General features: G+C 61.3%; 18 protein-coding genes. 16 read left to right on the top strand and 2 right to left on the bottom strand.

Translation table 11 applies throughout. The features are described from left to right. Positions 1-3 precede the first annotated feature (3 nt). The 3 genes from cobN (at position 4) to ACIPL2_RS25160 (ending at position 5,672) form a co-directional block, all read left to right on the top strand. The gene (gene cobN, locus ACIPL2_RS25170) at positions 4-3,849 is read left to right on the top strand and encodes a cobaltochelatase subunit CobN (protein WP_401360870.1); all 3,846 of its coding nucleotides are present in this window, start codon (positions 4-6) and stop codon (positions 3,847-3,849) included. Positions 3,850-4,008: 159 nt separating this feature from the next. Further along, on the top strand, positions 4,009-5,007 hold the full coding sequence (locus tag ACIPL2_RS25165; protein WP_401360868.1) for an ATP-binding protein: 999 nt from the start codon (positions 4,009-4,011) through the stop codon (positions 5,005-5,007). 2 nt (positions 5,008-5,009) lie between these two features. Then, a complete protein-coding gene (locus ACIPL2_RS25160; RefSeq protein ID WP_401360991.1) occupies positions 5,010-5,672 on the top strand; it encodes a VWA domain-containing protein in 663 nt (220 codons plus the stop codon). Positions 5,673-5,783: 111 nt separating this feature from the next. On the opposite strand, the gene ACIPL2_RS25155 is transcribed toward ACIPL2_RS25160, so the two are convergent. Next, the gene (locus ACIPL2_RS25155; protein ID WP_401360866.1) at positions 5,784-7,031 is read right to left on the bottom strand and encodes an NADH:flavin oxidoreductase/NADH oxidase family protein; all 1,248 of its coding nucleotides are present in this window, start codon (positions 7,029-7,031) and stop codon (positions 5,784-5,786) included. Between the two features lie 77 nt (positions 7,032-7,108). Between ACIPL2_RS25155 and ACIPL2_RS25150 the strand changes: the two genes are divergently transcribed. Then, positions 7,109-7,516, top strand: a complete 408-nt coding sequence (locus tag ACIPL2_RS25150) for a MerR family transcriptional regulator (protein ID WP_401360864.1) — start codon at positions 7,109-7,111, stop codon at positions 7,514-7,516. Here the strand turns inward: ACIPL2_RS25150 and ACIPL2_RS25145 are convergent. Continuing rightward, the gene (locus ACIPL2_RS25145) at positions 7,503-9,056 is read right to left on the bottom strand and encodes an MFS transporter (RefSeq protein WP_401360862.1); all 1,554 of its coding nucleotides are present in this window, start codon (positions 9,054-9,056) and stop codon (positions 7,503-7,505) included. The genes ACIPL2_RS25150 and ACIPL2_RS25145 overlap by 14 nt on opposite strands. 164 nt (positions 9,057-9,220) lie before the next feature. On the opposite strand from ACIPL2_RS25145, the gene ACIPL2_RS25140 reads away from it, so the two are divergent. The 12 genes from ACIPL2_RS25140 to ACIPL2_RS25085 all read left to right on the top strand — a co-directional run bounded on the left by ACIPL2_RS25140 (position 9,221) and on the right by ACIPL2_RS25085 (position 19,884). Continuing rightward, positions 9,221-10,087, top strand: coding sequence for a LysR family transcriptional regulator (locus tag ACIPL2_RS25140; protein ID WP_401360860.1), 867 nt, complete (start codon positions 9,221-9,223; stop codon positions 10,085-10,087). Positions 10,088-10,478: 391 nt separating this feature from the next. Beyond that, positions 10,479-12,038 (top strand): transporter associated domain-containing protein, encoded by a 1,560-nt coding sequence (locus tag ACIPL2_RS25135; protein WP_401360858.1) that lies wholly within the window; start codon positions 10,479-10,481, stop codon positions 12,036-12,038. A gap of 384 nt (positions 12,039-12,422) precedes the next feature. Next, positions 12,423-12,671 carry a type II toxin-antitoxin system Phd/YefM family antitoxin gene (locus ACIPL2_RS25130; RefSeq protein ID WP_059405931.1) on the top strand — a complete coding sequence of 83 codons (249 nt, stop codon included), beginning with the start codon at positions 12,423-12,425 and terminating at the stop codon, positions 12,669-12,671. Then, positions 12,661-12,942: a type II toxin-antitoxin system RelE/ParE family toxin gene (locus ACIPL2_RS25125; protein WP_401360855.1), complete on the top strand. Its 282-nt coding sequence runs from the start codon at positions 12,661-12,663 to the stop codon at positions 12,940-12,942. Before ACIPL2_RS25130 ends, ACIPL2_RS25125 begins: the two co-directional genes overlap by 11 nt. 266 nt (positions 12,943-13,208) lie before the next feature. After that, positions 13,209-14,057: a transporter substrate-binding domain-containing protein gene (locus tag ACIPL2_RS25120; protein ID WP_401360853.1), complete on the top strand. Its 849-nt coding sequence runs from the start codon at positions 13,209-13,211 to the stop codon at positions 14,055-14,057. A 52-nt stretch (positions 14,058-14,109) separates the two neighbouring features. Then, positions 14,110-14,772 carry an amino acid ABC transporter permease gene (locus ACIPL2_RS25115; RefSeq protein WP_059405928.1) on the top strand — a complete coding sequence of 221 codons (663 nt, stop codon included), beginning with the start codon at positions 14,110-14,112 and terminating at the stop codon, positions 14,770-14,772. A gap of 9 nt (positions 14,773-14,781) precedes the next feature. Beyond that, the gene (locus ACIPL2_RS25110; protein WP_401360851.1) at positions 14,782-15,444 is read left to right on the top strand and encodes an amino acid ABC transporter permease; all 663 of its coding nucleotides are present in this window, start codon (positions 14,782-14,784) and stop codon (positions 15,442-15,444) included. Then, complete coding sequence (locus tag ACIPL2_RS25105) at positions 15,441-16,238, top strand: amino acid ABC transporter ATP-binding protein (protein WP_401360849.1); 798 nt, start codon at positions 15,441-15,443, stop codon at positions 16,236-16,238. The genes ACIPL2_RS25110 and ACIPL2_RS25105 overlap by 4 nt, the downstream gene beginning before the upstream one ends. Before the next feature lie 30 nt (positions 16,239-16,268). After that, entirely contained in the window at positions 16,269-16,658 is a 390-nt protein-coding gene (locus ACIPL2_RS25100; protein ID WP_401360847.1) for a RidA family protein, read from the top strand. 144 nt (positions 16,659-16,802) lie between these two features. Continuing rightward, positions 16,803-17,567 (top strand): IclR family transcriptional regulator, encoded by a 765-nt coding sequence (locus tag ACIPL2_RS25095; protein WP_401360845.1) that lies wholly within the window; start codon positions 16,803-16,805, stop codon positions 17,565-17,567. Positions 17,568-17,606: 39 nt separating this feature from the next. After that, the gene (locus ACIPL2_RS25090; RefSeq protein WP_401360843.1) at positions 17,607-18,824 is read left to right on the top strand and encodes an amino acid deaminase; all 1,218 of its coding nucleotides are present in this window, start codon (positions 17,607-17,609) and stop codon (positions 18,822-18,824) included. Positions 18,825-18,951: 127 nt separating this feature from the next. After that, the gene (locus ACIPL2_RS25085; protein WP_401360841.1) at positions 18,952-19,884 is read left to right on the top strand and encodes a sugar kinase; all 933 of its coding nucleotides are present in this window, start codon (positions 18,952-18,954) and stop codon (positions 19,882-19,884) included. Positions 19,885-20,094 lie beyond the last annotated feature (210 nt).

Genomic DNA, 20,094 nt, shown 5'->3' with positions numbered 1-20,094 from the left:
GCCATGCACCTGCTCAGGACCCAGCCCGGCGGTTTCGTCTCGGATGACAACATTGCCGACCTTGGGCAAACCCCCGCCGAGCTGGTGATCCTGTGCAGCGGTGATTCCAGCCTGGCGCTGCTCGCCGAAGCGGCGCAGCAGTTGCCCGACGATTACCCGAGCGTGCGCCTGGCCAACCCGATGCAGGTGCAGAATCACGCCTCGGTCGACCTGTACGTCGACGAAGTGTTGCGCCATGCCAAGGTCATTCTGATTTCGTTGCACGGTGGCATCGCCTATTGGCGTTATGGCGTCGAGCAACTGGTGCAGCTCTCGGAGCGTGGTGTGCAGCTGATTCTGGTGCCGGGCGATGATCGTCCGGACCCGGAGCTCAGTGATCTGAGCACCGTGCCCGCCGAAGACCGCGACCGCCTCTGGCAGTTTTTGCGTCAAGGCGGCATGGGCAATGCCCTGGATTTTTTCCGCTGCCTGGCCAATCGCTGGCTGGAACGCGACTATGCCTGGGCCGAGCCGCAAACCCTGCCGCGCACCGCGATCTACCATCCACAAAAAAGCCCCGCCGACCTTCGCGATTGGCAAGCCGACTGGCAGGCTGATCAACCGGTGGCGGCGGTGCTGTTCTACCGCTCGCATTTGCAGGCGGCGAACACCGGCTTCATCGATATTTTTTGCCAACGACTGCAAGCGGCGGGGCTCAACCCGCTGCCGATCGCCGTGGCCAGTTTGAAGGAGCCCGGCTGCCTGACGGTGGTTGAGGACCTGCTGGACGAGACTGAAGCGACGGTGATTCTCAACACCACCGGCTTCGCCCAGTCCAGCCCCGAAGCACCGCACCTGCGACCGTTTCGACGCAACATCCCGGTGATCCAGGCGATTTGCGCCCAGGACAACGAACCCGGTTGGCGCGCCAGCGAGCAAGGCCTCGGCCCGCGCGATCTGGCGATGCACATTGCGTTGCCGGAACTGGACGGGCGGATCATCAGCCGCCCGATCAGCTTCAAGGATTTGGCGTGGCGCAGTGAGCGCAGTCAGTCCGATGTGGTCTGCTACCGGCCACAACCGGAACGCATGGATTTCGTCGCCGAACTGGCGCGGCGCTGGATCGATCTGGCGCGGGTGCCGAACGCTGAAAAACGCATCGCCCTGATCCTCGCCAACTACCCGACGCGCGATGGCCGCATCGGCAATGGCGTCGGCCTCGACACGCCGGCCGCGGCGCTGAACATCCTGCGTGCGTTGCATCAAGAAGGTTATCCGCTGCCCGCCGAATTGCCGGCCAGCGGCACCGCGTTGATCCAGCAGTTGCTCGGCGGCGTCAGCAATGACCTCGACACGCTCGACCAGCGTCCGTGCCAGCAAAGCCTGGCGATGGGCGACTACCTGCTGATGTTCAACGCACTGCCCGAGGCCAACCGCGAAGCAGTGCTGGAACGCTGGGGCGTGCCCGAGAGCGACCCGATGTGCCGTGGCGGACGCATGATGATCGCCGGGCTGCGTTTCGGCCTGACCTTCGTCGGGATTCAACCGGCGCGGGGGTATCAAGTCGACCCGAGCGCGGTGTATCACGATCCGGACCTGGTGCCGCCGCACGGCTATCTGGCGTTCTACTTCTGGTTGCGCAACACCTACGGCGCCCACGGCGTGATCCACGTCGGCAAGCACGGCAACCTCGAATGGCTGCCGGGCAAGGGTGTCGGGCTTTCGGAAAATTGCTGGCCGGACGCGCTGCTCGGGCCGTTGCCGAATATCTACCCGTTCATCGTCAACGATCCGGGCGAGGGCGCCCAAGCCAAGCGTCGCACTCAGGCCGTGATCATTGATCACCTGATGCCGCCGCTGACCCGCGCCGAAACCTACGGTCCGCTGCGCAACCTTGAGCTGCTGGCCGACGAATATTACGAAGCGCAATTGCTCGATCCGCGCCGTGCCCGGGAGTTGCAGCGCGACATCCTGCAACTGGTGCGCGACACGCACATCGACCGCGAATTGCAACTGGACGAAAAACTCGACAGCGACGCCGACGCGGCGATCTGGCTGCCGCGTCTGGACACCTACCTGTGCGACTTGAAAGAGTCGCAGATCCGCGATGGCCTGCACATTTTTGGCGAATCGCCGACCGGGCGCTTGCGCATTGATACATTGCTGGCGCTGCTGCGGATTCCTCGTGGCGACGGGCGCGGGGCACAGTCGAGTTTGCTGCGGGCGTTGGCCAAGGCGTTCGCGTTGGGGTTCGATCCGCTGGATTGTGCGTTGGCTGATCCGTGGACCGGACCACGTCCGGTTGAATTGCAAACCCTTAACGATGAACTTTGGCGCACCGCAGGCGATACCCGCGAACGCCTGGAATTGTTCGCCGCCCAACTGATTTCCCAAACGGTGAACGACCCCTGTAGGAGCGAGCTTGCTCGCGATGGAGTGTCAGCCAAATCACTATCGACTGACACTCCGCTTTCGCGAGCAAGCCCGCTCCCACAAGAACCCGGCTGGTCGGAAGTGAACGCCATTCTCGACAATTTGCGCGAAGTCGTCGCCCCACGCCTGGACGCTTGCGGTCCGGCAGAAATGCGCGGCTTGCTCGACGCTCTAAGCGGCCGTTTCGTCCCCGCCGGCCCCAGCGGTGCGCCGAGTCGCGGTCGTCTGGACGTGCTGCCGACCGGGCGCAACTTCTATTCGGTGGACGTGCGCAACCTGCCGACCACCACCGCGTGGCGCATCGGTTTCCAGTCGGCAACCCTGATTCTTGAGCGGCATTTGCAGGACCACGGCGACCACCTGCGGCAACTCGGTCTGTCGGTCTGGGGCACCGCGACCATGCGCACCGGCGGCGACGACATCGCCCAGGCCATGGCGCTGATGGGCGTGCGCCCGGTGTGGGCCACGGGTAGTCAGCGGGTCGACGATTTCGAAATCCTGCCGCTGAGCTTGCTCGACCGCCCGCGCGTGGACGTGACCTTGCGCGTCTCGGGATTCTTTCGCGATGCGTTCGCCAACCTGATCCGCTTGTTCGACGCTGCAGTGCAAGCAGTCGCGGCACTCGATGAGCCGGACGATCTCAACCCGTTAGCCGCCAAGGTCCGCGCCGAGCGTGAGGCTTTATTGGCAAGTGGTCTGGATGAGGACGCAGCCCGACGTCAGGCCGGTTGGCGCATCTTCGGCGCCAAACCCGGTGCGTACGGCGCGGGTGTGCAGGGCGCCATCGACGGTCGTTTGTGGCAAAGCCGCGAGGACCTGGCTGAGGTTTACCTGAACTGGGGCGGCTACGCGTATGGCGGTTCGGACGAAGGCACCGCTGCCCGCGAACAATTCGCCCAGCGTCTGAGCCAGGTGCAAGCGGTGCTGCAAAACCAGGACAACCGCGAGCACGATTTGCTCGACTCCAACGATTACTACCAATTCCAGGGTGGCATGCTCGCCGCCGTGGAAAGCCTCAGTGGCGAAGCGGCTGCCAGTTACCATGGCGATCACAGTCAGCCGGATCTGCCGAAGATCCGCACGTTGAAGGAAGAACTGAACCGGGTGATCCGTTCCCGGGCCGCCAATCCGAAGTGGATCGACGGCGTGAAGCGACATGGCTACAAAGGCGCGTTCGAACTGGCGGCCACGGTCGATAACCTGTTTGCCTTCGATGCCACCACGCAGTTGATCGACGATCACCAGTACGCGTTGCTGGCGGAGGCCTATTTGCTGGACCCGGCGACCCGTGATTTCGTCCGTGAGCACAACCCTCACGCATTGCGCGACATGACCGAGCGGATGCTTGAAGCGCAGCAGCGCGGGATGTGGAAGGAGCCCGGTGAATACCGCGAGGCACTGGAAAATCTGTTGCTCGACATCGAAGAAGACGGCTAGCGCAATTCCCCTGTGGGAGCGGGCTTGCTCGCGAAGGCGATCTGCCAGTCAACGATGATGGCGTATGTAATGGCCTCTCGCGAGCAAGCCCGCTCCCACAGGGATTTAAGTGCCTGTGATATTTGTTGATGGATCACCGACCATGACCGAGATTTAATAATGACCGACACCCCGCATTTCCCGCTCTCCGCCGTGGTCGGCGCCGACGACTTGAAGCTCGCCCTGTACCTGACCGCCATCGACCCGAAAATCGGCGGTGTGCTGATCGAAGGCCCGCGCGGCATGGCCAAGTCCACCCTGGCACGCGGCCTCGCGGACCTGCTGGCCAGCGGCCAATTTGTCACCTTGCCCTTGGGCGCCACTGAAGAACGTTTGGTCGGCACCCTCGACCTCGACGCAGCCCTGAGCGAAGGCCGCGCGCAATTTTCCCCCGGCGTGCTGGCCAAGGCTGACGGCGGCGTGCTCTACGTCGATGAAGTGAACCTGCTGCCCGATCACCTCGTCGACCTGTTGCTCGACGTGGCCGCCAGCGGCACCAACCTGATCGAGCGCGATGGCATTTCCCATCGGCATTCGGCGAAGTTCGTGCTGATCGGCACCATGAACCCGGAAGAGGGCGAATTGCGCCCGCAACTGCTCGACCGCTTCGGCCTGAACGTCGCCCTCAGTGGTCACACCCAGCCGGCCGAACGCGGCCAGATCATCCGTCGGCGACTGGATTTCGACAGTGATCCGCAACGCTTCTGTGCCGAATGGGAACGTCAGCAGCAGTCGTTGCGCGAGCGTTGCCAGAAAGCGCGTAGCGCATTGGCAAGCATTCCTCTCGACGATCAAGCGCTGGCACAGATTACCGAGCGCTGCTTTGCCGCTGGCGTCGATGGCTTGCGCGCCGACCTGGTCTGGCTGCGCGCAGCCCGAGCCCACGCGGCGTGGCGAGGGGCAAGTGGTATCACCGAGGAAGATATCGACGCCGTTGCGGAGTTCGCCTTGCGCCATCGGCGCCGCGAACAGTCGCCACCGGCGCCGCAACAATCCCAGGCCCCTTCGGCCCAGCCTTCCAGCCCGAGCGAAGGCCAGGGCCAATGGGGTGAAATGCCCGCGCAAGCGCTGCCGGTGGGCGCCCGTCGTGAAGTGCCGAGCTGGCCAAAAAAGCCTTAGGCATTCGCCCTCGATCTGACGCGGGGGCGAATGCCAGACCCCATGCCGGACGCCTGGACAACGGCAAGCAAGGCAAGCGTCACGCCGCCCGCAACGGCTCGATCAACTGGCCTGGCACCTTGCTCAACGGCCGCCCGCGTCTGCGCGCTGACGTGCTGTTTCACCTGCGCACCCGTTCACCCCATGAACTGTGGCTGGTGATCGTCGACGCTTCGGCCTCGACGCGCCGTCATCAGGCGTTGAGTGACGCCAAGGGATTGCTGGCGCAACTGTTCGACGATGCCTATCGCCAGCGTGCACGCCTGGCCTTGCTGACAGCCAGCGGTGTCGCGCCGAAATGGCAGGTACAAGGGCTGAAGGCTTCGACGGGTTTGCGTCATTGGCTCGATGGCCTGGGCGCCGGTGGCGGCACGCCGTTGCTGGCCGCATTGGGCGAGGCGGGGCAGTGGCTGGCGGCACGGCAGAAGCGTTTTCCAGCGGAGCGGCAGCGGTTGTTGTTGGTGACGGATGGTCGTCTGAAGGAGTGGCCATCGTTGCCGGCGCTCGACTGTCCGGGGCTGCTGATCGATATCGAGCGCGGGCCGATTCGGCTTGGCCGGGCGAAGCAGTTGGCATTGGAACTACAAGCCGATTATCGACATATCGATGAGCTGATTTCAGGCTGAGTCTTGTGTTGTCTCTGCCGGCCTCTTCGCGAGCAAGCCCGCTCCCACATTCGATCTCCATTTTTTGATCGAACACGGACTAATGTGGGAGCGGGCTTGCTCGCGAAAGCATCAGCTCGGTGCCGGATAATCACGCTTAATCTGCATCGCCTGCCGATACTGCCGAGTCCGTCGGGCGATATACAGCCGATCAACAATCAACGCCCATATCGCCGACACCTCAGGCCGGGTCTTGCGCCCGCGACTCAGGCGACTGAGCTGGAACTTGACCACCGCCATGCTCGCCAGCGCCGCCAGCGGTTTGCGTTTCCAGCGAATCGGCGGCAGTTGCGGATGGCTGTTCTGACCTGCACGCCAACGTTTGACCAGGTCGGGTTCAATCGCCAGTGCCGTGCCGATGCCGGCCATGGCAATGCCGCTGTCAAGCACCTGTTCGACAATCGCCAGGCGCCGGATGCCGCCCGTGACCATCACCGGCATCTTCGCCACGCCAGCCAACTCACCGGCCATCTCCAGAAAATACGCCTCACGCGCCAAGGTCCGACCATCGCGCGCCTCGCCTTGCATGGCCGGCGCTTCGTAGCTGCCGCCGGAGAGTTCCAGCAGGTCGATCTGTTGTTCGTTGAGCCACTGGATGACGTGTCGGGCATCGTCGGCATCGAAACCGCCGCGCTGGAAGTCCGCCGAGTTGAGCTTCACCGACACGCAGAACTGCGGTGAGACGGCTTTACGCACAGCACTGACCACATTGATCAGCAGACGCGCACGATTTTCCAGCGAGCCACCCCAGCGATCGGTCCGGCGATTGGTCAGCGGCGAGAGGAATTGACTGATCAGATAACCGTGCGCGGCATGAATCTGCACGCCGGTAAAACCGGCTTTTTCCGCGAGAGCGGCGCTGGTGGCGAAGCGTTGAATCACCTCGTCGATGTCGGCCTCGCTCATTGGCTTGGGCTCGGCAAACATCTTTGAAAACGAACCGAGATCCAGCGCCACCGCCGAAGGCGCCCAGGCTTGCTGGCCGAGGTTGGCCATGGTCTGGCGCCCGGGATGATTGAGTTGCACCCAGAACTGCGCACCACCGGCACGGCCGATGCGCGCCCATTGGCGGAAGTGTTCAAGGTCGCGCTCGTCTTCCAGCACCACGCCACCGGGACCGGTCATGGCGCGGCGGTCGATCATCACATTGCCGGTCAACAGCAGCCCGGCTTCGCCTTCGGCCCAGGCCTGATACAAGTGAAACAACGCGGCGGAAGGCGCCTGTCCGGTGTCGGCAAGGTTCTCTTCCATCGCAGCTTTGGCGATACGATTGCCGATGGTCTGGCCGTTGGGCAAATTCAACGCTTGGAAGGGCGACATGCTTGACTCCTCATCAGTGAAGAGCAGAGGCTAAGCTTAAAGTTAACTTTAATGTCAAGCAGGCAAATGAGGCGATGATGAAGATTGGTGAATTGGCGCAGTTAAGTGGCTTGAACGCATCGCGCATTCGGTTTTACGAGGCTCAGGGCTTGATCCGTCAGGTGGAGCGTCAGGCCAACGGTTATCGGCGTTACCCGGCGCAAGTGTTGCAGACCTTGCAAATCATCCAGTGCGCCCAGCAGGCCGGGTTCAGTCTGGAAGAACTCAAGCAGTTGCTCCCCGATAACGTGACCGGTGCGTTCAATCACGACGAACTGGTGGCGGGCCTTGGGCGCAAGATCGAGCAGATTGAAGCCATGCAACTGCACCTTGCCCAGAGCAAGGCGCAATTGCTGGGGTTGCTCGACAACATCGAGGCCAAACCCGAGGGCATGGCCTGCGATGCGAACGCCGAGCGGGTGCTGGCGTCACTCAAGCATGAGTGACGTTCGCAGCCTTCACCGAACCGCTCGACACGGTTGGAATCGGCTTGCGCATCAGCGTCCCCACCACCAGCGCCCCGAGTAAGGCCAGCAAACCCGCGACCCACAGCAGCAGACTGAACCCGCCGACGAAGGCCTGGCGCGCCAACGGTTCGACCACCGTGCGCGCAGCGTCGGGCAGCAGGCTCATCGCCGCCGCCATGTCACCGGCCACCACCCGCGAGGCGATGCCCTGGGTTTGGCCGAGCCATTGCGCGCCGTGTGCGGACAGGCTGGTGCGCAACAACTGTTCGGTGTGGCTGGATAGCAACGCACCGAACACGCCGATGGCCAGCACAATCGCACTGAAACGCATGGTGGTGCTCATGCCCGACGCCATCCCGGTACGCTCCCGTGGTACGCACGCCATGATGTTTTTTTGTGTATCGCCATTGAGCAGCCCGGCACCGGCACCGGTCACGGCAATCGCCAGGGCGAAGGGCAGGTAGCCGCCGCTGCTGACCGCCCAGGCGCTGAGCAGGTTGCCGCTGCCGACCAGCGTCAGACCGGTGGCCATGATCGTTGCCGGGGCGAATCGGCTGGCCAGGCGCACGCCGATGCGCGGGCAAATCAACATGGTCAGGGCAAACGGCAGCATCCCCAGGCCCGACGCGATGGCCGAGAAACCCAGGCCGTTTTGCAGGTAGAACGGCAGCAGCGTCATCATCACCTGGGCGCAACCGGCGTAGGCAAACATGCCCAACAGCGCGCCGATGAAACGCGGGTGTTTGAACAATTGCAGATCGACCATCGGCCGCTGCTGCATCCGTTCAATCACCACGAACAGCCCAAGCAACAGGCCGCCGCCGATGAGTCGGGCGTAGGTCAGCGGGTTGCTCCAGCCGATCCGGTTGGCCTCGATCAGGCCCCAGATCAAACACAGCAAACTCGCACTGAACGCCAGGCTGCCCCATGGATCGAGGCGTGCCGATTGCGGGTCTCGAGACTCCGGCACCGCGCGCCAGACCATCGCCATCAGGAACAAACCGACGGGCAGATTGAGGTAGAAAATCCAGCGCCAGCCCATGTATTCAGTGATCAGCCCACCGACCGTCGGCGCGGCGGTCATCGCCACGCCCATGCACGCACCCCAGAACGCCCAGGCCTTGGCCCGTTCGACTTCGTCGTGAAAGGTGTGGCCAATGGAGGCCAGTGCCGAAGTCAACAGCAACGCGGCGCCGACGCCTTTAACGGCACGGGCGATGTCGAGAAACAACGCGTTGGGCGCGGCGCCACAACCGATGGACGCGAGGATGAAAATGCCCAGGCCCCAGAGCAGGGTTTTCTGTCGGCCGAAGCGGTCGGCGATGCTCCCGGCCGGCAACAGCAGGGCGGCGAAGGCCAGCATGTAGGCGCTGACCACCCATTCGATATCCGCGAAGTTTGCGCCCAGGTCCCGCGCGATCGTTGGCAGGGTGACCGCGACTATATTGGTGTCGAGGACGATCAGCGAGCAGACGCCGGAGGCTGTCAGCAGCGTCAGGCGCGGGTTGACCCGGCTCATGGCCGGATTGCCTTTTGGGCAAGATCATTGATCACAACGGCAATCTGGGGTTTGACGTACATGGCGCTGGCTCTCTACTGTGATTGCCAGTGAGTTTATCGTGGCCCATTAAAGCCTTCGTTAGCCAGGCATCGGGACTTCATTACCTTTGAGCTAATACACCCATGGACATACGGCATTTCCGCTATTTTCTGGCCGTTGCCCGGCAAGGCAACTTCACCCGCGCCGCCGAGCAACTGGGTATCGCGCCGCCAACCTTGACCCGGCAGATCCAGGACATGGAGAACGAACTCGGCACCCGCTTGTTCGTGCGCCAGACACGTGAAGTCAGCCTGACCGAAGCCGGCGCCGCGTTGCTGATCGAGGCCGAGGCGACCGTGCGCCAATTCGAATACGCCCAGCACAACGCCCAGCGGGCCGGGCGTGGGGATATTGGTCATATCGAACTGGGTTACGTGGCCTCGGCGGTCTATTCGGGCTTGCTGCAAAAGCAGGTGCAGGCCTTCAGTCGCGAGTGTCCCGATGTCAGCCTGAATGTGCGGGAAAGCCCCATGGCGTCATTGCCGGCGATGGTGGTCGAGGGGCGATTCGACATTGGTTATGTGCGCTCACCGATGACCTTGCCCGAAGGCCTGGACGCCATTCGCCTGGACGCCGAAGGCTTTGTGCTGGCGCTGTCGAGCGAGTCCTGGCTGTGTCGTTTGCCCGAGATCAATCCAGAGCACCTGCAGAACGAGACATTCATCCTCCCGGAACAAATCAGCGGCACGCTGCAAGTCGCCGCCGAGGGCGGCTTTGCACCGAAACTGGGGGCGCAACCGGGCGGCCTGGTGGCGGTGATTGCGTTGGTTTCGTTAGGGCAGGGCGTGGCGGTGGTGCCGGAGTCGGTGGTCGGGCACGTCGGTTTGCCCGGAGTGTTATACCGGTCGATCAAGGGCTGTGAAGCGAGTTCGTGGTTGTCGCTGATCTATCGGCGGTTCGAGAAATCAGCGGCGGTGTCGCGGTATATCGAGAAGGTCAGAAACCTTTAAGAGCAAAAGCTTCGCGAGCAAGCCCGCTCCCACATGAGTCCACGTTCTATCAATTAATGGAGATCAAGTGTGGGAGCGGGCTTGCTCGCGAAGACGGCCGTCAGAATAACGATATCTCAAGGTTTTACAGATTTTGTAATGATTTCCGGCTGTAGGAATTGTCCCCTTCGCCTGTACGATCCAAGTCCTTTTTCCTTTCAGGACTTGCATGAACACCCTTCTGGAGCCTCCCGGTTATCCTTTCTCCTCGCGCCACCACGCGGCCTTGATGCACGCGAAACATCCCGTCTTTCGACTTCCGAACGCCTTTGACATTGCAGCCCCACGGCCTCTGCGCCGCGCCTTGCCGTGCCCGGCATTCTGAATTCACTGACGAGATCGAGACGTTTTTATGGAATGGATAGCTGACCCCACCGCGTGGCTGGGCCTGTTGACGTTGATCGTGCTGGAGTTGGTGCTCGGCATCGACAACCTGGTGTTCATCGCGATCCTGGCGGACAAATTGCCGCCCGAGCAGCGCGACCGTGCGCGAATCATCGGTTTATCCCTGGCGTTGCTGATGCGCCTGGGCCTGCTGGCGAGTATTTCCTGGCTGGTCACGCTGACTCAGCCACTGTTCGAAGTGTTCGACAAGAGTTTCTCCGGTCGCGACCTGATCATGCTGTTCGGCGGTGTGTTCCTGTTGTTCAAGGCGACCATGGAGTTGCACGAACGGCTTGAGGGCCATGTCGGCCAGCGTTCGTCCAATGCGGCTTACGCAATGTTCTGGCCGATCGTCGCGCAGATTGTGGTGCTCGATGCGGTGTTCTCGCTCGATGCGGTGATTACCGCCGTGGGCATGGTTGATGAACTGGCGGTGATGATGACCGCGGTGATCATTTCCATCGGTCTGATGATTGTCGCCAGCAAACCGCTGACACGTTTCGTCAACGAACACCCGACGGTGATCATGCTCTGCCTGGGGTTCCTGATGATGATCGGCTTCGCGCTGACCGCTGAAGGCCTGGGCTTCCACATTCCGAAGGGCTACCTTTACGCGGCCATCGGTTTCTCCATCCTGATCGAAGTGTTCAACCAGATCGCCCGGGCTCGACGCAAAAAATCCATGCAAGGCATGCGGCCGATGCGTGAGCGCACAGCCCATGCGGTGATGCGTTTGCTTGGCGGTCGCAAGCTGGCGGTGGAAGAGGTCGGCGAGGAAATTGCCGACATGCTGGACAGCGGTGAAGCGTCGAGCGAAGTGCTGTTTGATCGTCGGGAGCGCGTGATGATCAGCGGCGTGCTGCAACTGGCCGAGCGGCCGATCCGCAGCTTGATGACCGTGCGCGCTGACGTCGATCACATCGACCTGGCCGAGGACGCCGAGGCGATTCGTACGCGGCTGATGCATTCGTCCTACTCGCGGCTGCCGCTGATTCGCGACGGCGCCGTGGATGAACCGCTGGGCTTCGTGCACAAGAAGGAATTGCTCAAGGAATACCTGGCCGGCAACCAGCCCGATCTTGCGCACCTGGCGCGCCAGACCGTCAACCTGCTGGACAGCTATTCGATCCTCAATGCCCTGGAACAAATGCGCAAGGCGTCGACCCACATCGCCTTTGTGGTCAATGAATTCGGCGACTTTGTCGGCGTGCTGACCATGACCGACATCCTCGAATCGATCGCTGGTGAGCTGCCTGACGCCAGCGAAATCGAAGGTCCGGATGTGGTTGAAGAGAAGGGCGGATTTGTCGTCAGCGGCGCATTGAACCTGGCGCGGGTGCGCCAACACACCGGGTTTGCTGCGGAGCCGACCGACGACTATCAAACCCTGGCCGGGTTGGTGGTGAGCCTGCTCGATCGTTTGCCGATGATCGGCGACAGCCATGAGTGGGAAGGGTGGCGGATGACCGTCATGTCGGTGGAAGAGCGGCGGGTGACGCGGGTGTTTCTGGCTCGCGTTGGCGGGTAATTTTTCGCTGAATCTGAAGGCCCCTTCGCGAGCAGGCTCACTCCCACATTTGATCTCCATTGTTTGATGGAGCGCGAACTAATGTGGGAGCGAGCCTGCTCGCGATGAGGTCCTGTTGAGCGCTGCCGCATTCGTTGATTGACAGAACATTCCTACGCTCACCATCCCATCCTGGAATTTTCCCACGGGAATTTGGACAGAACTCACGCGATTGCAGGACCCGCCCGATAGGAGACTCGGAAATTGAGAAGGATGTGAAGTGGTAACTTCTATACGTCCTTAACTGCTCATGGTCACCGCCCCTCTATGTCAAAAGCATTGAAGTCAGATTCGCTTCGGAGTGCTATTTTTAGCACTCCTAAAAGCACTCTAAGGGGCATCTTCATGACACATATCGTGCTTTCGCATGTTGTAGCGAGTATTTCTGAATTGAAAAAAAACCCGATGGGTACGGTTGCCGCCGGTGGTGGTCAATCAGTTGCGATCCTCAACCGTAACGAACCGGCTTTCTATTGTGTGCCTGCCAAAGAGTATGAGGCGATGATGAATCGCCTGGAGGATCTGGAGCTGATAGCCCTTTGTAAAGAGCGCGAAAACGATCCGACCATAAAGGTTTCAATTGATGACCTATGAGCTGGAATTTTCCGAGAAGGCCTGGAAAGAATGGAAAAAGCTTGGGGCAAATTTGAGGGAGCAGTTCAAAAAAAAGCTTCAGGAGCGGCTTGGAAACCCGCACGTTCCAGCCGATCGACTTAGCGGTCTTGGAAATGCGTACAAAATCAAGCTGCGCAGCGCCGGGTATCGAATGGTTTATCGCGTCATTGATGAAGTGCTGGTAGTGACTGTAATAGCAGTCGGGAAAAGAGAGCGGGGCGACGTTTACAGCGACGCGGGCGAGCGATAATGCCTGGCAGCACCTCTGCTCCATTTCAGCCATCACCGCACCCACTGTGAACCTGATACCCGCCCTCCGTAGCCAACGGTAGCGCTTCTTCACTTGTGCCTTTCGTAACACCGCTTGCGCCGTTTTGCGCATCCCTCTGATTCAAAACACTTTTCAATCTCCTCTACATTCCCTCCGCATCCTGTGGCACACTTTCTGCTGTCTATTCCGTTGTTACACACCAACGTCCGGTATAACGGAATACACATCACCCTGGAGTGCTTGCCATGCATCGCCGACCTTCTTTGTTCAAAGCGTGTGTTTTTCTTTTCGCGGCTTCGGCTGCTGCCATGGGTGTTGCTCAGGCGGCGGACAGTAAGCTCGATAGCGTGCTGGCCCGTGGCAAATTGATTGTGGGCACGGGCAGTACCAATGCGCCGTGGCACTTCCAGGGCGCGGACGGCATGTTGCAGGGTTTCGATATCGATATCGCGCGCATGGTGGCCAAAGGGTTGTTCAACGACCCGAGCAAGGTCGAGTTCGTGGTGCAGTCGTCCGATGCGCGGATTCCCAACCTGCTGACCGACAAGGTCGACATGAGCTGCCAATTCATTACCGTGACCGCCAGCCGTGCGCAGCAGGTCGCGTTCACGCTGCCGTACTACCGCGAAGGCGTCGGCCTGTTGTTGCCGGCCAACAGCAAGTACAAGGAAATCGAAGACCTGAAAGCCGCTGGCGACAGCGTCACCGTGGCGGTGCTGCAAAACGTCTACGCCGAAGAACTGGTGCACCAGGCGTTGCCTAAAGCCAAGGTCGATCAATACGACAGCGTCGACCTGATGTATCAGGCGGTGAACTCTGGCCGTGCCGATGCCGCCGCCACCGACCAGTCTTCGGTGAAATACCTGATGGTGCAGAACCAGGGCCGCTACCGCAGCCCGGCCTACGCCTGGAGCCCACAGACTTACGCCTGCGCCGTTAAACGCGGCGATCAGGACTGGCTGAACTTCGTCAACACCACCTTGCATGAAGCCATGACCGGCGTTGAGTTCCCAACGTACGCGGCCTCCTTCAAGCAGTGGTTCGGGGTCGATTTGCCGACACCCGCCATCGGTTTCCCTGTCGAATTCAAATGATCCCGTGAGAGTGGGGCGGTTTTAAATCGCCCCGCTCAAGGTACTGCTGACCATGAACTATCAGTTGAATTTTGCCGCCGTGTGGCGCGATTTCGACACCTTGCTGGCGGGGCTCGGTCTGGGCCTCGAACTGGCCTTGGTGTCGATCGCCATCGGCTGCGTGATCGGCCTGCTGATGGCGTTTGCTTTGCTCTCGAAGCACCGCGCGTTGCGGGTGCTGGCGTCGGTGTATGTGACGGTGATCCGTAATACGCCGATTCTGGTGTTGATTCTGTTGATCTACTTTGCGTTGCCGAGCCTGGGGATTCGTCTGGACAAGATCCCGTCGTTCATCATCACCCTGTCGTTGTATGCCGGGGCGTACCTGACCGAAGTGTTCCGTGGCGGACTGTTGAGCATTCCCAAGGGCCAGCGCGAAGCCGGGTTGGCCATCGGGCTCGGTGAATGGCAGGTCAAGGCCTACGTCACCGTGCCGGTGATGCTGCGCAATGTGCTGCCGGCGCTGTCGAACAACTTCATTTCGCTGTTCAAGGACACCTCGCTGGCGGCGGCGATTGCCGTGCCGGAGCTGACGTATTACGCGCGCAAGATCAATGTCGAAAGCTACCGGGTGATTGAAACCTGGCTGGTCACCACAGCGCTCTATGTTGCGGCCTGTTACCTCATTGCCATGCTGCTGCGTTACCTCGAGCAGCGTCTGGCGATTCGCCGATAGGAGGCCCCCATGTACGAATCCCCCAGTTGGTTGCATGAGTTATGGGTCGCCCGGGAAGTGCTGTGGCAGGGCTTTTTGACCAGCGTGCAGGTCTCGGCGCTGGCGATTCTGCTGGGCACGATGGTCGGCATCGTCGCCGGTCTGGTGCTGACCTACGGCACGTTCTGGATGCGCGCACCGTTTCGCTTTTACGTCGACCTGATTCGCGGTACGCCGGTGTTTGTATTGGTCCTGGCCTGCTTCTATATGGCCCCGGCGCTGGGCTGGCAGATCAGTGCGTTTCAGGCCGGTGCGTTGGGGTTGACGCTGTTTTGCGGCTCCCACGTCGCCGAGATCGTGCGCGGTGCATTGCAAGCGTTGCCCAGCGGCCAGATGGAGGCGAGCAAGGCCATCGGCCTGACGTTCTTTCAATCCTTGAGCTACGTGCTGTTGCCTCAGGCGTTGCGGCAGATCTTGCCGACGTGGGTCAACTCCTCCACCGAGATCGTCAAGGCCTCGACCTTGCTGTCGGTGATCGGTGTGGCCGAACTGCTGCTCAGTACGCAGCAGATCATCGCTCGCACCTTCATGACCCTGGAGTTTTACCTGTTCGCCGGATTTCTGTTTTTCGTCATCAACTACGCCATCGAATTACTCGGCCGGCACATTGAAAAGCGGGTGGCCTTGCCATGACTCAGACTCAAGCAACAAAAACGCAAAACGGCCAACCCCTGCTGGACATTCGCGGGTTGCACAAAAAGTACGGCCAGCTCGAAGTGCTCAAGGGCGTCGACCTGACCATGCAGCGCGGCAACGTGGTCACGCTGATCGGCTCCAGTGGCTCGGGCAAGACCACGCTGCTGCGTTGCGTGAACATGCTCGAAGAGTTTCAGGGCGGGCAGATCATGCTCGATGGCGAGTCCATCGGTTATGACGAAATCAACGGCAAACGCGTGCGTCACGCGGAAAAAGTCATCGCCCGTCATCGCGCCATGACCGGCATGGCGTTCCAGCAGTTCAACCTGTTTCCGCACCTCACCGCGTTGCAGAACGTCACGCTCGGTCTGCTCAAGGTCAAGAAGCTGCACAAGGACGAGGCCGTCGCACTGGCGGAAAAATGGCTGGAGCGCGTCGGTTTGCTGGAGCGTCGCGATCACTATCCTGGCCAGTTGTCCGGCGGTCAGCAGCAGCGCGTGGCGATTGCCCGGGCCATTGCGATGAACCCGAGCCTGATGCTGTTCGACGAAGTCACCTCGGCCCTTGACCCGGAGCTGGTCGGCGAAGTGCTGAGCGTGATCAAGGGCCTGGCCGAAGACGGCATGACCATGCTGCTGGTGACCCACGAAATGCGTTTCGCCTTCGAGGTCTCGGACAAGATCGTCTTCATGAATCAGGGGCGCATCGAAGAGCAGGGGCCACCCAAGGAGCTGTTCGAGCGCCCGCAATCACCGCGTCTGGCGGAGTTCCTCAAGAACACGCGCTTTTAACCGTTCACTTTCAAATCAGGAGAAACACTCATGAGCATTACTCGTTACGGCACCGGCAGCTCCGCTGCAGGCGGCACGCCTCGTCCTTTCGCCCGCGCCGTTGAAGCCGATGGCTGGCTGCACGTTTCCGGGCAGGTGCCGGCGGTGGACGGCGAGATTATTACTGGCGGCATTGTCGAACAGACCCATCAGACCATGAAGAACCTGATCGCGATTCTCGAAGAGGCCGGTTATGGCCTGGAAGATGTGGTGCGTGCTGGCGTGTGGCTGGAGGATCCGCGGGATTTCACCAGTTTCAACAAGGTGTTCTCCGAGTACTTCAAAAGCGAACACGCACCGGCTCGGGCCTGCGTGCAGGCGAACATGATGGTCGACTGCAAAGTCGAGATCGACTGCATCGCGTACAAGAAAAAGGCCTGAGACTTGCGGTGAATTCTTCGCGGGCAAGCCTCGCTCCTACAGACGACGATTACCTGTAGGAGCGAGGCTTGCCCGCGAAGACGGCCTAACGGTCACTGCAACACCCTAGGTAAACTCCCGGCATTTTGAAGGGGAACCACTGACATGACCGAAGACACCATCAAGCGCCGGGCTCGCGGTCTGGACCGGGCGTTCGATATCCTCGATTTCCTCAAGGAAATCGGCCAACCCCTGCGCCCGAACGAAATCGCCAGCGGCATCGGTAGCCCGAAATCCACGGTCTACGAACTGGTGGCTTCGCTGCTGGAGCGACGGATTCTCGAGCCTGTGGGCAAGGACGGTCACGTCTACCTCGGCCGTCAGCTGTACTTCCTCGGGCAGGCGCATTTGCGCCATTTCGACCTGACCCGCGAGGCCGATCACGCCTTGCAGGAGATCGTCAGCCAGACCCACGAAACCGCGCAGATGTGCCTGCTCAACGGGCGCAAATACACCGTGGCGTTGATGAAGGAGGGCGAGCGGCATTTCCGCATTTCCTCGGACATCGGCGAGAACGCGCCGATCCCCTGGACCGCCTCCGGACGCTTGCTGCTGACGCATCTGAGCGATCAGGAAATCATCGACCTGATCGACCACGACGACTTTATCCTGCCGGGTGGCGAACGCTTGCCGCTGGAACAGTTTCTCGGAGAAATCCGTCAGGCCGGTCTCGACGGATTTTTCTCTTTCGATAGCGTCGCCGACACCTTTACCCATTGCTTCGCCGCCCCGGTCAAAGACCCCGGCGGCGTGGCCATTGCGACCCTGTGCATCGTCGCCCCACGGGCCGATGCGAAGAAAAACTACAACGACTATCGCCGGGTGCTGATCGACAGCGCCAACAGCCTGGCCCGTCGCATCAACGAATAACAGCGGCTGCCTGCGGCCGCGAATGTGAGGAGTTCGACCATGTCTTCTGCCAAAAATACTGCCGCCGTGGAAAAGGGCTTTGCCCACACCGGCGCCAACCTGGTGCGCGACGTCAGCCTGCCAGCGCTGGTGCTGCATCGCGAAGCACTGGAGCACAACATTCGCTGGATGCAGACCTTCGTCAGCAACAGCGGCGCGGAACTGGCGCCCCACGGCAAAACCAGCATGACCCCGGCGCTGTTCCGCCGCCAACTCGACGCCGGTGCCTGGGGCATCACCCTCGCCAGCGCGACCCAGACCCGTGCGGCCTATGCCCATGGCGTGCATCGGGTGTTGATGGCCAACCAGTTGGTCGGCACGCCGAACATGGCGCTGATCGCCGATCTGCTGGCGGACCCGGCGTTCGATTTCCATTGCATGGTCGATCACCCGGACAACGTCGCTGACCTCGGCGCGTACTTCGCCTCGCGTGGCGTGCGCTTGAACGTGATGATCGAGTACGGCGTGGTCGGCGGTCGTTGCGGTTGCCGCTCGGAAGAGGAAGTCGTCGCCCTGGCCAAAGCCATCAACGCGCAACCGGCGTTGGCGCTGACCGGCATCGAAGGCTACGAAGGCGTGATCCACGGTGATCATGCCGTGAGCGGGATCCGCGAATTCGCCGCGTCCCTGGTGCGTCTGGCGGTGCAGTTGCAGGACAGCGGCGCCTTCGCGATTCCCAAGCCGATCATCACCGCGTCGGGTTCGGCCTGGTACGACTTGATCGCCGAATCCTTTGAAGCGCAGAACGCCGCCGGGCGTTTCCTCAGCGTGCTGCGCCCCGGCAGTTACGTGGCGCACGACCATGGCATCTACAAAGAAGCGCAATGCTGCGTGCTCGACCGTCGCAGCGACCTGCACGAAGGCCTGCGCCCGGCGCTGGAAGTCTGGGCGCACGTGCAATCGTTGCCGGAGCCAGGGTTTGCGGTGATCGCCCTGGGTAAACGCGACGTGGCCTACGACGCCGGTTTGCCGGTGCCGTTGTTGCGTTACAAGGCTGGCGTGGTGCCGGCGACGGGCGACGACGTGAGCGCCTGCAAGGTGACCGCGGTGATGGATCAACATGCGTTCATGACCGTGGCGCCGGGGGTTGAGTTGCGCGTGGGCGACATCATTTCGTTCGGCACGTCGCACCCGTGCCTGACGTTCGACAAGTGGCGGATCGGCTGCCTGGTGGATGAGCATTTGAACGTCATCGAAACCATGGAAACCTGTTTCTAAGGTCTAGACCGCGGCGCGGCTTTCGCGAGCAAGCCCGCTCCCACAGGGGAACGCATTCCAATGTGGGAGCGGGCTTGCTCGCGAAGAGGCCCGCTCAGACACCACCGCAACACCAGAGACCCCACACATGCACACCATCAACACCCTCGGCCCCAACACCCCGCGCATCGCCCTGATCGGCGAATGCATGATCGAGCTGCAACAGCGCGCCGACGGCAGCCTGCAACAAAGCTTCGGCGGCGATACCCTGAACACGGCGGTCTATTTGTCCCGGGAGTTGGCCGAGGGCGGCACGGTCGACTACGTCACGGCACTGGGCGATGACAGTTTCAGCGATGCCATGTGCCAAAGCTGGGCCGCCGAAAACCTCGGCCTCGGCATGGTCCAGCGCTTGCCGGGCCGACTGCCTGGCTTGTATTGCATCCAGACTGACGCGGCCGGCGAACGGCGTTTTCTCTACTGGCGCAACGAGGCGGCCGTGCGCGATTGCTTCACCACCCCGGCCGCCGCACAGATCCTGGCGGCGTTGCCGGATTACGACGTGCTGTATTTCAGTGGCATCACCTTGGCGGTACTTGGCGTGCAAGGTCGGGAGAAGCTGCTGGAAACCTTGATCGAGGCCCGGCAGCGGGATGCGCGGATCGTTTTCGACAACAACTATAGGCCACGTTTGTGGGCCTCGATCGAGGAAGCGCGGGCAGCGTATCGCAGCGTTTTACCCTACGTCGACCTGGCGTTGCTGACGGTCGATGACGAGCAGGCGCTGTTTCATTTTTCCGATGTCGAGGCGGTGTTTGCCGCTTATGAGCAGATCGGCACGCCTGAAGTGGTGCTCAAGCGTGGCGCCGAGGCGTGCCTGATTCGTTGTGATGGCGAGTTGTTTGAAGTGCCGGCTCAGGTGGTTGAGCGCGTGGTGGATACCACGGCGGCGGGGGATTCGTTCAGCGCGGCGTATTTGGCCAGTCGGCTGAAAGGTGGCAGCCCGGTGGAGGCGGCCGAGGCGGGGCATCGGTTGGCGAGTCGGGTGATTCAGGTGCCTGGGGCACTGATTCCGAAGTAAAGGGTGAATGGCCGCTGGCTGCGCCATCGGATCGCGAGCAGGCTCGCTCCCACAGGGTTTGTGGACACTGAAGATCCACTGTGGGAGCGAGCCTGCTCGCGATGAGGCCCAAGCCGAGAGTGTCAGATTTTTTGTGTGCGGGCCGATAACGGCCTGCCGTTAGGCAGGCCTTCATTTCACCAGTTTGGTCTGATGAATCGATCTCCGTAC

Source organism: Pseudomonas sp. NPDC086251 (assembly GCF_044746405.1).
In the GTDB taxonomy this organism is placed as follows: Bacteria; Pseudomonadota; Gammaproteobacteria; order Pseudomonadales; family Pseudomonadaceae; genus Aquipseudomonas.
The sequence above is the reverse complement of the archived record's forward strand: the minus strand, read 5'-3'. Positions and strand labels throughout refer to the sequence as shown.